Annotated in this window: 13 protein-coding genes and 1 pseudogene; 2 read left to right on the forward strand and 12 right to left on the reverse strand. The window is 61.4% G+C overall.

The genetic code is table 11. The features are described 5' to 3' along the window. Positions 1-14: 14 nt before the first annotated feature. Positions 15-1,031, reverse strand: coding sequence for a taurine ABC transporter substrate-binding protein (tauA, locus tag BSY16_RS30115; protein ID WP_069063411.1), 1,017 nt, complete (start codon positions 1,029-1,031; stop codon positions 15-17). A gap of 141 nt (positions 1,032-1,172) precedes the next feature. On the opposite strand from tauA, the gene pdxR reads away from it, so the two are divergent. Next, positions 1,173-2,660 (forward strand): MocR-like pyridoxine biosynthesis transcription factor PdxR, encoded by a 1,488-nt coding sequence (gene pdxR / locus BSY16_RS30120; RefSeq protein ID WP_069063412.1) that lies wholly within the window; start codon positions 1,173-1,175, stop codon positions 2,658-2,660. 503 nt (positions 2,661-3,163) lie between these two features. Here the strand turns inward: pdxR and BSY16_RS30125 are convergent. The 11 genes and pseudogenes from BSY16_RS30125 to BSY16_RS30175 form a co-directional block, all read right to left on the reverse strand. Then, positions 3,164-3,411 (reverse strand): annotated as a pseudogene (locus tag BSY16_RS30125) (type II toxin-antitoxin system VapB family antitoxin). A gap of 272 nt (positions 3,412-3,683) precedes the next feature. Continuing rightward, complete coding sequence (locus BSY16_RS30130) at positions 3,684-4,760, reverse strand: ABC transporter ATP-binding protein (protein ID WP_069063413.1); 1,077 nt, start codon at positions 4,758-4,760, stop codon at positions 3,684-3,686. Then, positions 4,757-5,557, reverse strand: a complete 801-nt coding sequence (locus BSY16_RS30135) for an ABC transporter permease (RefSeq protein WP_069063414.1) — start codon at positions 5,555-5,557, stop codon at positions 4,757-4,759. The genes BSY16_RS30130 and BSY16_RS30135 overlap by 4 nt, the downstream gene beginning before the upstream one ends. 2 nt (positions 5,558-5,559) lie before the next feature. After that, entirely contained in the window at positions 5,560-6,411 is an 852-nt protein-coding gene (locus tag BSY16_RS30140) for an ABC transporter permease (protein WP_083243187.1), read from the reverse strand. A gap of 69 nt (positions 6,412-6,480) precedes the next feature. Next, positions 6,481-7,491, reverse strand: coding sequence for an ABC transporter substrate-binding protein (locus BSY16_RS30145; RefSeq protein WP_069063416.1), 1,011 nt, complete (start codon positions 7,489-7,491; stop codon positions 6,481-6,483). 29 nt (positions 7,492-7,520) lie between these two features. Then, on the reverse strand, positions 7,521-7,850 hold the full coding sequence (locus BSY16_RS30150) for an NIPSNAP family protein (protein ID WP_069063417.1): 330 nt from the start codon (positions 7,848-7,850) through the stop codon (positions 7,521-7,523). Positions 7,851-7,855: 5 nt separating this feature from the next. Further along, positions 7,856-9,319, reverse strand: coding sequence for an aldehyde dehydrogenase (locus tag BSY16_RS30155; RefSeq protein ID WP_069063418.1), 1,464 nt, complete (start codon positions 9,317-9,319; stop codon positions 7,856-7,858). 7 nt (positions 9,320-9,326) lie between these two features. Next, on the reverse strand, positions 9,327-10,364 hold the full coding sequence (locus BSY16_RS30160) for an LLM class flavin-dependent oxidoreductase (protein ID WP_069063419.1): 1,038 nt from the start codon (positions 10,362-10,364) through the stop codon (positions 9,327-9,329). Positions 10,365-10,367: 3 nt separating this feature from the next. Beyond that, the gene (locus tag BSY16_RS30165) at positions 10,368-11,285 is read right to left on the reverse strand and encodes a flavin reductase (RefSeq protein WP_069063798.1); all 918 of its coding nucleotides are present in this window, start codon (positions 11,283-11,285) and stop codon (positions 10,368-10,370) included. A 36-nt stretch (positions 11,286-11,321) separates the two neighbouring features. Beyond that, on the reverse strand, positions 11,322-12,113 hold the full coding sequence (locus tag BSY16_RS30170) for an alpha/beta fold hydrolase (RefSeq protein ID WP_069063420.1): 792 nt from the start codon (positions 12,111-12,113) through the stop codon (positions 11,322-11,324). Next, positions 12,088-12,687: an amino acid synthesis family protein gene (locus BSY16_RS30175; RefSeq protein WP_069063421.1), complete on the reverse strand. Its 600-nt coding sequence runs from the start codon at positions 12,685-12,687 to the stop codon at positions 12,088-12,090. Before BSY16_RS30175 ends, BSY16_RS30170 begins: the two co-directional genes overlap by 26 nt. Before the next feature lie 101 nt (positions 12,688-12,788). On the opposite strand from BSY16_RS30175, the gene BSY16_RS30180 reads away from it, so the two are divergent. Continuing rightward, positions 12,789-13,469, forward strand: coding sequence for a GntR family transcriptional regulator (locus BSY16_RS30180; RefSeq protein ID WP_069063799.1), 681 nt, complete (start codon positions 12,789-12,791; stop codon positions 13,467-13,469). Positions 13,470-13,486: the final 17 nt, after the last annotated feature.

Raw genomic sequence — 13,486 nt, forward strand, 5'->3', positions numbered from 1 at the left:
AATCGACGGATGCCCTAGTTGGCAGCCGCACCGGCGAAGCTCGAATTCACGAAGGGCGCATAGTCGTCGAGCGACTTGCCTATCTGCTTCTGCTCCACCAGGAATTTTGCACTTTCACTGAGCGCACGGGTCGCCCCGCCGCCGAGCCAGGCGTCGGATGCCTGCTCGTCCGCATTCGGAAACGAAAGCAGTCCCAGCGCCTCGACGGTGCTCGGGCCGTCGCCGCCGATGAGCTTGACGATGCCCTGCACCTGCGGCGAATCCACCGTCCACGCAGCCTTGTTGGCGTTGTAGTCGGCGTAGGATTGGGCCAGAACCTTGGTGAAAGCCTCCATGAACTTGGGGTTTTCTGCCGCCCAGGCCGTGTCGACCACCAGACCGTCGAAGGTGGGGACGCTTGCCGCGCCGATGACTTCGGAATCCGAGATCACCTTGCCCGATTTCAGGATTTCCGACAGCGCCGGCGGCCAGACATAGGCTGCGTCGATATCGCCGCGCTGCCAGGCGGCAACGATCTGCGGCGGCTTCAGGTTGAGGATTTCCACCTCGCGTGGATCAACGTTCCACACCTTGCTCATGCCGACGAGAAGATGGAAATGCGACGTCGAGACGAACGGTACCGCGACCTTCTTGCCCTTGAGGTCGGCGGGCGTTTCAATGCCCGACCCGTCGCGGGCGACCAAGGCCTCGGACTTGCCGATATTGTCGAGAATCCAGAACAGCTGCATCTCCACGCCGCGAGTCGCCGCCGCAGCCGTGCCGGTCGAGCCAAGCACGCCGATCGGCACGTCGCCCGAGGCGAGCGCCGTCGTGATGTCGCCGGCCGATGAGAATTGGCGCCAGTCGATCGTGTAACCGACCTCCTTGGCGGCCGCGTCGAAGCGGCCATCGGCAATCGCGGCCACGAACGGGCCGACGATCTGCTGATAGCCGACGACAAGATTGGTTTCCGCGTAGGCCGCACCGGACGCAAAAAGGCCGGCCAGAATGCTGGCCGTGGCGGCCATGCGATTGAAATGTCTGAAAAGCATCGTCGTTCCTCCTCATTGATTATTGTTTGAGCCGGTTTATCCCGGTCTTCTTGATGAAAGTGATAAATGCGACGCCTCCCTTGCGTTATATCCAGTTTGGAAGTTGAATAAATCCAGATTGGCGACACACTGGATGGTTGCATGCGGACCAACATTTCCGAGACGATCTTCTTCATCGACCGGGAGAGCGGATTGGGATTGCAGGCCCAGCTGCGGGAAACGGTCGTCTCGGCTGTTCTGGCAGGTCGCGTCCAACCGGGCGCCCACCTGCCTTCGACCCGCAAGCTCGCGGAATACCTCAACATTTCCCGCATCACGGCGACGCTCGCCTATCAGGAACTGGTGTCCCAGGGTTATCTGGAAGCGTCCAACCGCAGTTCCTACCGCATCGCCAGCAATCCCCCCGGACGGGGCCTTGAAAACGACCGCCCCTCCGCCGGCTCCAACCCGGTCGACTGGTCGGGCAAGATGAAAATGCGCTTCGAAGTCGTGCGTCAGGTTTCAAAGCCGCTCGACTGGCGGCGCTATCCCTACCCTTTCCTCTATGGCCAGATGGATCCCTCGCTTTTCGATCTCAACGCCTGGCGTGATTGTGCCCGCCGGGCGCTGGCACGCGAGGACTTCATCCTCATGGCAAGCGACTTCGCTGCGGCCGATGACGTCCGACTGGTCAACTACATCTGCTCGCGCACCCTGCCCCGCCGAGGCATCCACGCGAACCCGGACGAGGTGCTCATCACCGTGGGCGCACAGAATGCGCTGTGGATCGTCACGCAACTGATCCTCGACAAGGGCTCCAGTGCCGTGTGCGAAAACCCCTGTCATCCCGATATCAGCGCCTCGCTGCTTTTGAGCGGCGCCAAGGTCACCACCGTCGATGTCGATGGCGAGGGACTGCCGCCGGACGGGCTGCCGGACGATACCGATGCCGTCTTCGTCACGCCCAGCCACCACTCGCCGACTGGTGCGACCATGCCGATCGACCGGCGCACGCGGTTGCTGCAGGCGGCGGCCGAAAAGGATTTCGTCATCGTCGAGGACGATTACGAGTTCGAGATCAGCTATCTTGCCCCGCCCTCGCCAGCGCTGAAGGCCTTCGATTCCACTGGGCGCGTACTCTATATCGGCAGCTTCTCGAAGTCGCTGTTTCCGGGCCTGCGTCTTGGCTATCTCGTGGCGCCCGCACCGTTCATCCGCGAGGCACGCGCGTTGCGCTCGCTGATGCTGCGCCACCCGCCCGGCCACCTGCAACGCACCGTCGCCTATTTCCTGGCGCTCGGCCATTACGACGCGGTGCTGCACCGCATGCGCACGGAATACCACAAGCGACACGTGCTGATGGCCGAAAGCCTGCAGCGCGAGGGCCTCACCATCGCCGGCGCCTCGGCCTTCGGCGGCACTTCGTTCTGGATGGAGGGCCCGGAGGGCCTCGATGCCGACCGGCTGGTGCAGGACTTGCGCCAGGACGGCGTGCTCGTCGAATCCGGCTCGCCCTTCTTCCCGCGCAGCGACGCGCCATGCCGCTTCTTTCGCATGGGCTATTCGTCGATACCAAGCGGCAACATCTCGGCTGGAGTGACACTTGTGCGAGCCGCTATCAAAGCGCATTTTAGACCGGGCACAGATTGAGCCCCTGGGTTACTCCAGGTCGCCCTTAAGCGGTACTCATGTGCACACGACACCTGCTTATTTGCGCCGAGCATGTCACAATATAGGTTTTCCTCACGGCCGTACCGACGCACAACGATCGGGGCCATGCGTTCGCGCAGGCCTTCGGCTTGCCGACTGCCGGTATCATTGACGCTCCCGAGCCGTCGACATCTGGAAAAAGGACGATAAGTTCGTTAACTCCGATGCTTGGACGTGTCTCGAAACTCCGGACGCGAAGACGGCTACTGTGGGGCCAGATGGCCCTACTCGACGGTCACTGGCTCGGTGTTGATCGCTGAACGGCGGAAGAAGGCATCGGCCTGCTTCATTCTTCCCGCCCGAGCTGCTTTTCGAGCACCATGGATAGCTCCAAATAGTTTGCCACATTGATCCAGCCTGCTGCAGAATCGCGGATCAGTCGCGTAAAGGAACGGCTTCTTGCTCGCTGTACGCGAGCACCACCATAGCGGCTGTGTCAATAATCATTTCGGCAGGCCGTTCTCGTCATAGAGGAGCTCGGCGTGATCGGTATGAGGCCGTCTCAAATGAACTGCGGCCCTATCGGCGATCGCCAGAAGCTCTTCGACACAAGCCCTGCCTCTCTGGCTTTCAATCTGCGCATACCATTCACCGAGCGCGTCGGTCACGACACGGCTCATACTCTGCCCAGTCACATGGACGATGCCTGAGCGAGGCGATGCGCTTCAGGGTCTGTCACATTGAGGCTCAAGTGCAGATACTCCATTCTACCCAATCGTCTAACTTTCTATCATTCTCCCCATCGCGCCAAGGTGTCCAAGTGAATAGGCAGCATCAAAACTATCTGCTTATTCATTCGCCCTGTTAGAATTGGAGTTCTGAATTAGCCGATACCCGATCGATATGCGGAAGCGCCGCGGTCCAACCGCCCGTGAATAGGTTGGGAATGTCAAGCGTCTTGCCCGCATTATCGCAGCCAAGCCATTCCCCAGCTACGATCAGGACCCCAGCAGAGATTGGAGGTCAGGCGAAGGCGTGCGCGGATGCCGTATCGAAGGTCAGCCACACCTCTTCGCCGCGCGCGAGACTCGAAATCGCCTCGTGGCCGAACGGCAGGCGTACGGCGAGGTCGATGCCGGCCACGGTTGCGGTGCTAACTTCGATATTGTTGCCGAGGAACGTGATATCCCGCACCGTCACGGCGATACCCGAGGGGACCGGGGCGCGTGACAGTGACAGGCGTTCCGGGCGCAACATCAGCGATGCCATGCCGTTTGCGGACGATGGGCCATGCAACGGCACGCCTTCGACCATGGCTCCATTGCCGAGTGAGAGTTGCGCCTTTCCGCCTTCCCTTGCAACGACGGTTGCGTCGAGGAAATTGCTATCGCCAATGAACCCTGCAACGAAGCGGGTGGCCGGGTTGGAATAGAGTTCGGGGCCGGTCCCGATCTGGTCGATCTCGCCCTGGCTGAACACGGCAATGCGATCCGACAGCCGCAATGCCTCCTCCTGGTCGTGCGTGACATAGAGGATGGTCACGCCCGTCTCCTGGTGAATGCGACGGATCTCGAATTGGATTTCTTCGCGCAGTTTCTTGTCGAGGGCCGAGAGCGGCTCGTCCATCAACAACACCGGCGGCTTGTAGACAAGTGCGCGGGCGAGCGCCACGCGCTGCTGCTGACCACCGGACATCAGCGCTGGCTTGCGATCTTCGAAACCTTCGAGGCGGACGAGCTTCAGCGCAGCTTTTACCCGCTCGGCGATCTCGGCCTGCGGGCGGCGGCGGATGCGCAACGGAAAGGCGACGTTCTCTCCGACCGTCAGATGGGGAAACAGCGTGTAACGCTGGAACACCATGCCGATATTGCGCTTGTGCGACGGGGTCGACAGCAGGCTCTGCCCCTTCAGCAGGATATCGCCGCCAGTCGGATCTTGAAAGCCGGCGAGGATGTAGAGCGTCGTCGACTTGCCGGACCCTGATGGCCCGAGGAAGGTCATGAACTCTCCCTCGGCGATATCCATGCTGACATTCTTAACAGCGGTTACCGAGCCATAGGATTTGCGGATACCGCGGATGCTGAGGAAGGGCTTGGTCATGCTTTTCGTCCCTTGCGGAAGAGTGCTGCGACGATCATCAGGAGGATCGTGAAGGCAATGAGCAGTGTGGAGGCGGCGGCGATGACCGGCGTCAGGTCCTGCCGCAGCGTCGTCCAGATTTTGACCGGCAGGGTCTGCAGCGTCGGACTTGCCATGAAGATCGCCAGCACCACCTCGTCCCAGGAGGCGAGGAAAGAGAAAACGGCCGCGCCGAAGATGCCGTGACTGATGGCCGGAACCGTCACACGCAGCCGCGCCTCCCAGGGATTTGCGCCGCACAGGATGGCCGCGTCCTCGATCGAGCGATCGAAGCCCTCAAGCGCGTTGCCGATCGAGATGATCGAAAACGGCAACGCGATTAGCAGGTGCGCGATGACGAACGCGATGGTCGTGCCGGCAAGGCCGAATTTCAAAAACAGGGCGTACAGCGCGACAGCAAGAACGACGACGGGCAGAATCATCGGCGTCAGGAACAGGGCGCGCAATAGATCCCGGCCGACGAAGCGACCCCGGTCGAGGCCGAGAGCGGCAAGAAAGCCAATGACGACGGAGAGCACGGTGACGATTGCCGCAATCTTCAGGCTGGTCAGCGCCGAATAGAGCCAGCGCGGGTCGGCGAAGAGGTTCTGGTACCATTTGAAGGTCCAGGATGGCGGCGGGAAGATTAGCCATTGCGATGACCCGAACGACAACGCGGCGATGAAGACGATAGGCAGGATGAGAAAGACACAGACCACCACCACGAGCGCGATGAGACAAGTTCTGAGGCCACCGAGTTTATCGAAGTCGAGCAGCATGACTAATTCCCCCGTGCCGGATTGAAATAGCGAAGCTGGACGGCATAGAGCGCAAGCGTAACAACAAGAAGCACGAGAGCTGCCGCACCGCCCATACCCCAATTGACCAGCGACTGGACGAACTGCGCGACGAGTTCAGCGAGCATCATATTGGATGTACCGCCCAGCAGCGCGGGGGTCACGAAATAGCCGAGTGACATGACGAAGACCATCAAAGCGCCGGCGGCAATGCCGGGCAGCGACAGCGGCAGCAGCACACGCCAGAAACACTGCATCTTGCCCGCGCCACACAGCGCGGCGGCGCGCAGGATTGCCGGATCGATGGTGCGGATGACGCCCATCAACGGCAGGATGACGAAGGGCAGCATGATATAGGTCATGCCGATGGTGACGCCGACGAGATTGTTGACAAGCGCCAGCGGCGTGTCGATCAGACCGAGGCCCATCAGCGTCTTGTTGATGACGCCGGTGCGCTGGAGCAGCACCATCCAGGCATAGGTGCGGGCAAGCAGGTTCGTCCACATCGACAGGATGATGATCGCCAGCACGATGCGCGACCATTTCTCCGGCATGATAGCGAGCAGCCAGGCGACGGGATAGCCGATGACGATGGAGACGAGCGTGACGACGCCGGCCACCATGAAGGTGTTCAGGAAGACGCGCAGGTAGGTTTTCGAACCGAGCAGGGCCTCGTAATTCTGCAGGCCCACTTCCGGTTCGAGCACGCTGCGCATCAACAGCATTAGCACCGGCACGACGAAGAAGAGGGCGATGAGCAGCAATGCCGGCAGAAGATAGCCGAGTGTGCCCTCACGTTTTGTTTTGCCGGCGCCCGTCGCTACCGTAACAGCCATGATCGATCATCCAGTGTCTCAGGAGGCGGACCGGCCGAAGCCGACCCGCCATCGTCTTGGGAGGCAGCGTTACTTCGCCTGCCAGGCGTACCAGCGCGTGCCGATCTCGTCGCGGTGCTCCGCCCAGTAGCCCATGTCGGCATTGACCTGGCTCTCCGCCTGCATGTCCGGGAGCGAGTTCCGCAGTTCGGCGTCCATCAGCGTGCTGGAGTCGAGATTCACAGGCGCATAACCCGTCGCGGTAGCGAACTGAGCTTGTGCAGAGTCACTCGTGGCCTGCGCGATGAATTTCATTGCCGCCTCCTTGTTTTTCGCGCCCTTGGGCACGACGAGCGAGTCGGCGGCGGTAATGTTGTTCGTCCATGACGTCTCCACGGTGACGCCGGTTTCGGCGAGTGCCGTCAAGCGGCCGTTCCAGAACGAGCCGAACGGGGCCTCGGCAGAGGCTAAGAGCTGCTGCGACTGGGCGCCGCTATCCCACCAGACGATCTCGGCCTTGATCGTGTCCAGCTTCTTGAAGGCGCGGTCGAGATCGAGCGGGTAAAGCTTGTCGGCGGAAACGCCGTCGGCAAGCAGCGCCGCCTCGATCACGCCCGGCGCGGACCACTTGTAGAACGTACGTTTGCCGGGGAATTTCTGAGTGTCGAACAGGTCGGCCCAGGTCTTCGGGCAGGCTTCGACAGCGTCCTTGTTGCACCCGATCACGAAGGAATAATAAAAGCTGCCGACCGAGTAGTCCGTGACGAAGCGCGGATCGAGCTTGCTCTTGTCGATGATGGAGAAGTCGAGCTTTTCGAGAAGACCGGCATTGCCGGCCTGAACAGCGTAATCACCCTCGACGTCAACGACGTCCCAGGTCACATTGCCCGCTTCGACCATGGCCTTGATCTTACCGTAGTCCGTCGGGCCGTCCTGCGTGACGGCGACGTTTTTCTCCGCGGTGAAGGGGTCGGCCCAATAGGTTTTCTGGGCATCCTGCGTGGTTCCACCCCAGCTGGTGAAAACCATGTCCTGGGCGGCCACGCTGCTCGAAACGCAGAAAGAGGCGGAGAGAAGCGCCAGAGCGACTTTGTGTTTCATGTTCCCTTTTCCTTATTGTTTGTGAGTTTTCAGGCTTGCATCGTTCCGCCAATCGGCGAAAACGCCGCCGGCGTCATAATCTTGTTGTCCGCTGTGATGATCAGATCGCGGATCCTTGGCAGGAAGGCCTGCCAGTCGGGGTCGGCCGCGAGGCGCGCGCGGCGGGCCTGCCGATCGTCGAGGCTCGCGAAGCTCCAGATATGGACGATCTCGTTGATCGGCCCGATCTCCGAGGAGAAATAGCCGACGAGGTTACCGAGGTGTTTTTTCTGGATCGCGATGCCAGTTTCGCCGACAACCTTGAGGTATTCAGGAATGCCGCCGTTCTTCAGCCTGTAAGTGCGGATCTCGACAAACATCCCGGTCACCGCATCACGAAGGGATCGGGGATCGGATCGTCCGATGTCCGGAGCCACACGGTCTTTGTCTTGGTGTAGTCGAGTGCCGCGGCAAGGCCCCCCTCGCGCCCCTGTCCCGACTGGCCGTATCCGCCGAAGGGGGCGATCGGCGAGACGGCGCGATAGGTGTTGACCCAGACAATGCCCGCGCGGATACGCTTGATCATACGGTGAGCGCGGGCGAGGTTGCGCGTGAAGACACCCGAGGCAAGCCCGTAGGGTGTCGCGTTCGCCAGCTGTACCGCTTCCTCTTCTGTCGTGAAGGAGAGAACGGAAAGCACCGGCCCAAAGAGCTCCGTTTCCACGGAGGCCGCGGAAACGCCGTCGCAATCGAGGATGGTGGGTATGTAGTAGAAGCCATTCCCTTCGCCTGCCCGGCCGCCGGTGACGAGCGTCGCGCCTGCTGCGAGCGAGGCAGCAACAACCGTCTCGATATGATCCCGTTGGCGCTTGGTGCAGAGTGGGCCGACCTCCGTCGCCATATCCAGCGGCGAGCCGATACGGATGGCCTCCGCCTTGGTTTTCAGTATGGCCAGAAACTGGTCTTTCACCGACGCCTCGACGATGAGGCGGGAACCAGCCACGCAGCTCTGCCCTGTCGCGGCAAAAATCCCGGCGACCTGCGCGTTGGCGGCGCTATCGAGATCGCAGTCGGCAAACACGATGAAGGGCGACTTGCCCCCAAGTTCCAGCGATGTTGTCGCAAGGTTCTCCGCCGAGTTGCGCACCACGGTCGCGGCCGTCGCCGGACCGCCGGTGAAGGCGATGTGGTCGATACCGGGATGACGGGTCAGCGCACTGCCGCAGGTCGGTCCGAAGCCGGTCAGGATATTGACGACGCCGGGCGGAAAACCCGCCTCATCCACGAGCCGCGCGAATTCGAGGAGCGGCGCTGGACCTTCCTCCGATGCCTTGACGACCAGCGTACAGCCGGCAGCCAGCGCCGGGCCGATCTTCACGGCCGACAGGAAGAGTTGGCTGTTCCACGGCACGACGGCCGCCACGACACCGATCGGCTCGCGCCGCATCCAGACATCCATATCCGCCTTGTCGATGGCAAGCGTCGCACCTTCGATCTTGTCGGCAAGCCCGGCATAATAGCGATAATAATCCGCGACATATGCGATCTGCGCCGACGTCTCGCGGATGATCTTGCCGGTATCGCGGGTTTCGAGTTCGGCGAGCTTCTGCGCGTTTGCCTGGACGAGATCGGCAAGGCGATAGAGCAGTTTGCCGCGCGCTGTTGCTGTCATGGCCGGCCATGCGCCGGTCCAGAGCGCGCGCTGCGCGGCCTGCACGGCGCGATCAACGTCATCTTCCCGCGCTTCGGCCATGGCTGCCCAGACAACGCCGGTCGCCGGATCGACAGAGTCGAACCGCGCAGTGCCGTCTTCGAAGGTTCCGTCTATGTATTGCTGGAAGCTCTGCATGGCGCCCTCACTGGAATGCCGGCATGACATCGGCGATGAAGCGTTCAAGCGAGGCCTTCTTGCGCTCGAAGCTCATGCCGGTGTCGATCCAGAAGGAATATTCGTCGTAGCCGAGGTCTTCGTAGACCTTCAGGCGCCCGATCACCTCTTCCGCTGTGCCGATCGGCATGTTTTCACGCATCTTTTGCGGCGCCAGGTTGGGATTGGCAGCAAGCTCTTCCTCGGAAAGGCGCTCGATGAGGCCCTGGTCGATTGGCCGCTCGTTTTTGAACCAGGCGAAGAAGTAATTGTAGTAGGTGCTGATCTCCTTCGCGGCCCTTGCGATGTCGGCCTCGTCGGAACCGACGTAGGTGTGCTGGAGCAGCATGATCTTCGACCGCGGCATGTCCGGGGCTTTCTCGCAGGCTGCGTTGAAACGCTCCATAAGACTCGCAATTTCTGCCTCGCCATTGGCAAGCGGCGTGCACTGCACATTGCAGCCGTTCGCGACGGCGAATTCATGGCTGTTCGGATCGCGTGCCGCGACCCAGATCGGCGGATGCGGCTGTTGCACCGGCTTCGGCGCCGAGGTGGTCTTCGGGAAATTCCAGAACTTGCCGTCATGGGCATAGTCGCCGGTCCAAAGACCCTTCACGGCCGGGATCAGCTCGCGCATTCGCTGGCCGGCACTCCATGGGTCAAGACCCGGTAGAAGGCGTTCGTACTCGAAGCTGTAAGCGCCACGCGCGACGCCGATATCGAGGCGTCCGCCGGTAATGATGTCGGTCATCGCCGCTTCGCCGGCAAGCTTGATCGGATGCCAGAAAGGCGCGATCACCGTGCCCGTGCCGAGGCGCACATTTTTCGTACGGCGCGCGAGGTCGACAATGTTGACGAAGGGGTTCGGCGCGATGGTGAAGTCCATACCGTGGTGCTCGCCGGTCCAGATGGCATGCATGCCGCCCTTGTCCGCGATCTCGCACAGCGCGATGAATTCCTCGTAGAGTTCCTGGTGGTTCTGGCTGGCATCCAGCCGCTCCATGTGAACGAACAGGGAAAATTTCATGGCTTACCCCTTTGCGGCCACGGCGTGCACGCGGCCTTTTTCCTGATTTCCGAAGTAGACGCCGAAATTGCCGAGCGTGCTTTCCGCCCCGTACCGCTTGACGATGTCGCGCACCGCGCTGTCGGCGATCTCGGCCAGCGGTGGGGCCTGGACCGGGAAAAACCTGCCGCTCTGCGGCGTGCCTTCTCCCAATTCGCCGCGATAAACGACATGCTGGCGCCCCATCATGGTGTCTTCATAGACGGAATAGAGAAGTCCCGTCGCAAGCGTTAGCCCCGCTGTCGCCGCGATGTGATCCTCGAGAGCTTCCATCCCGTCGCCCTCGGCCTTTTCGACGAAGGGCAGCGTCCAGCCCCCCTTCCCGTCCTCGACCATCAGGATTTCACTGTTCCGCACGGCGACCGCGCCGAGAAGCAGGCTTTCGGCCGAGGCAAGCAGGCTCCTTTCAGCGAGGGCCGGTGTGAAGTAACCGCCACGGGCATAGCCGAGCCCGGTCTTTCCGCTGTTGCCGAATCCCTCGACCCGCCCGATCAGGATCACATGATCACCCGCATCGACGACGTCGTGCGCTGCACAGTCAAACCAGGCGGCAACATCAGCAAAGACGGGCGAGCCATGCGGCCCTGGTCGCCAATCGACCGCAGCAAACCGGTCCTCGACCGGCCGGGCAAACGTATTGGAAACGTCCTTCTGCACTTCCGACAGGATATTGACGCCAAAACCCTTGGCTTGGGTGAGCGTTGCATAGTTACGCGAGGTTTTCGCCAGGCAGACGAGAAGCAGCGGCGGGTCGAGGGAAACACTCGTGAAACTGTTGGCGGTGAAACCGATCGGCGCGCCCGCATCATCAACCGTCGTGACGACTGTGACGCCGGTCAGGAATGCGCCGAAGGCATCGCGCAGGGCTCTCGCATCTGACATCATAATCTCCTCCATGGCCCCTGAGGACCGAGTGTTTCAGCTCGTTTCCAGCCAATCAGCAAGCGCGCGGTTCACCGCATTGGGCGCCGTCAGGTTCACCATATGACGGTGTCCCTCGATCACCACGGCTCGTCCTCGGCGAGCTGCGGCGGCCATGTCCCGCGCCATGACGGTGGTCGAATTCAAGTCTCCATCCCCCGTCAGGAAAAGCGACGGGCATTCAATCTGGGGCCAACAGTCCGCATAAACGGCGTCTCCGCTGGCAAAGGCGGCGTAAGCCGCAGCATAGCCGGCCGGATCGACGGCCTGCAGCAGATCGCGCACAAGTGCATAGGCTTCAGTGCTCTCTTCATCCGCAGAGAACCAGCGCGAAAGCGGTGCCACCCGGTCGAACGCGCCGGAGCCGATCTCGCGCGCCCGCGCCTCCACGGCCGTGCGTGCATCGGTTCCGCGACGATGCACGCCGTTCAATAGCGCTACACGCCGAACCATCGCCGGCGCCGTCGCAACAATGCCGCTTGCAATCAACGCTCCCATCGAGTGGCCCGCGACATTCACCGGCTCCCCTGCCACTTCCTCCAGAAAGCGCCGAAACCATCCGACATAGAGAGACAAACCAGGAGCACCCTCCAGTGCCTCCGAAAAGCCGTGACCGGGAAGATCGACCGCGATCACACGAAAACGGTCCGCCAGCTGATCTATCTGCGGCTGCCATGCCTCGATGCGCATGCCGACGCCGTGGATGAGAACGAGGGTCTCACGGCCCTCGCCCCGTTCCAGATAGGCTGCGCCTGACGACGTCTTACACCGCGGCAGGGTTTGCAACATCGTGGCCCAGCTCCTTGAGGTCCTGGTACCGGTCGCCGATGCGGTGATGCGGGCGGCCGCCAACGGAAGCGCCAAGTGCGATGACGATCTCGTCCGCGGCAGGCGCATCCGGGATCGCGCATTGAATGGTCAGGTAGTGCGAGCGACGTCCTTCGTCATTCTTGTCCATCAGCGGGATCATGACGGGAGCGTTCGCCGGACCGCGCGTGTTGCAGAACGCGAGGTAGGACTTCGCACCAACCGCGCTGCGATAGTGATTGCCGAAACGAAGCGTGTGGATCAGGGCGGAGGCGTGCTCGACTTCACCATCGAGGCCAACGACCGCCGACTTGCCATAGGCTTCAACAACGTCGCCGGAGCCGGCTTCATCGATGATCATCTTGGTCAGAAGCTCGCCGAGAATGGGAGCGACGGCATGAATCTCCGGCTTCAGGTCCTCAACGAAGCCGCGACCCGCCCAGGGGTTTTTCACGACGGCCATCGCGGCGATCAGCTTGAGCGGCTTGGCCGCTTCCTTGCCGCCCTCCACGAATGTCGTTTCCACATGAAGCAGCGTTTTCCGGACCAGCGTCACCGAGGCATCCTCCTGTCTTTAATCTGCTCATATCTTGGTATACCATCAGACAAAGTGTCAACCCATTGTCTGGAAGTTTTTTTGCAGCTATGAATGAGAACATGACAAAGAGCCTGGAAAACCTTGCGGCCCTCCGCATCGAAACCCCGCCCGCAACACTTCGGGAAATCGCGCTCGACCGCATGCGTCGCGCCATCATCGGTGGCCTGTTTGAGCCGGGCGAACGCCTCGTTGAACGAACGCTGTGCGACCAACTTGGCGTGTCCCGATCCGTCATCCGGGAAGTTATCCGCCATCTCGAGGCCGAGGGCCTCGTCGAAATGCTGGCAAAGCAAGGCCCGATCGTTGCAACGCTCAACTGGGATGACGCCCGGCAGATCTATGAGATCCGCGCGGCGCTGGAATCGACGGCCGTTGCCGATTGCGCGAGGATCGCCGGGCCGGAGGTCAAGGCTAAACTGCGCAAGGCAATGAACGAATTGGAGCGGACATCGAAGCAGAACTCCCCTGTCGGCGTGCTTGATGCCACGACGGAATTCTACAAGGTCGTTTTCGAAGCTGGCGGCAACAACATTGCCTGGGAAATCGTCAGCCGACTGAACAGCCGCATCTCGCGCTTGCGCGTCATGACATTATCGACATCGAACCGCATGGCATCGGGGCCATCGCAGATAAGGGAGATTTTCGCAGCGATCGAGGCGAACAACCCGGATGCGGCAGCATCCGCCTGCCGAAAACATGTCGGAGCCGCGGCTGCAATTGCCAAAACAATACTAGCTTGACGTTGGGATGCCACGGA

The sequence above is a fragment of the Sinorhizobium sp. RAC02 genome (assembly GCF_001713395.1).
Lineage (GTDB): Bacteria > Pseudomonadota > Alphaproteobacteria > Rhizobiales > Rhizobiaceae > Shinella.

Bases quoted from the DNA above. Each gene is read 5' to 3' on its own strand.
- BSY16_RS30170 (WP_069063420.1), bottom strand. From the start codon at position 12,113: ATGTTGCAAACCCTGCCGCGGTGTAAGACGTCGTCAGGCGCAGCCTAT.
- BSY16_RS30155 (WP_069063418.1), bottom strand. From the start codon at position 9,319: ATGCAGAGCTTCCAGCAATACATAGACGGAACCTTCGAAGACGGCACT.
- BSY16_RS30150 (WP_069063417.1), bottom strand. From the start codon at position 7,850: ATGTTTGTCGAGATCCGCACTTACAGGCTGAAGAACGGCGGCATTCCT.
- pdxR (WP_069063412.1), top strand. From the start codon at position 1,173: ATGCGGACCAACATTTCCGAGACGATCTTCTTCATCGACCGGGAGAGC.
- BSY16_RS30140 (WP_083243187.1), bottom strand. From the start codon at position 6,411: ATGGCTGTTACGGTAGCGACGGGCGCCGGCAAAACAAAACGTGAGGGC.
- BSY16_RS30165 (WP_069063798.1), bottom strand. From the start codon at position 11,285: ATGTCAGATGCGAGAGCCCTGCGCGATGCCTTCGGCGCATTCCTGACC.
- BSY16_RS30180 (WP_069063799.1), top strand. From the start codon at position 12,789: ATGACAAAGAGCCTGGAAAACCTTGCGGCCCTCCGCATCGAAACCCCG.
- BSY16_RS30135 (WP_069063414.1), bottom strand. From the start codon at position 5,557: ATGCTGCTCGACTTCGATAAACTCGGTGGCCTCAGAACTTGTCTCATC.
- BSY16_RS30130 (WP_069063413.1), bottom strand. From the start codon at position 4,760: ATGACCAAGCCCTTCCTCAGCATCCGCGGTATCCGCAAATCCTATGGC.
- tauA (WP_069063411.1), bottom strand. From the start codon at position 1,031: ATGCTTTTCAGACATTTCAATCGCATGGCCGCCACGGCCAGCATTCTG.
- BSY16_RS30160 (WP_069063419.1), bottom strand. From the start codon at position 10,364: ATGAAATTTTCCCTGTTCGTTCACATGGAGCGGCTGGATGCCAGCCAG.
- BSY16_RS30145 (WP_069063416.1), bottom strand. From the start codon at position 7,491: ATGAAACACAAAGTCGCTCTGGCGCTTCTCTCCGCCTCTTTCTGCGTT.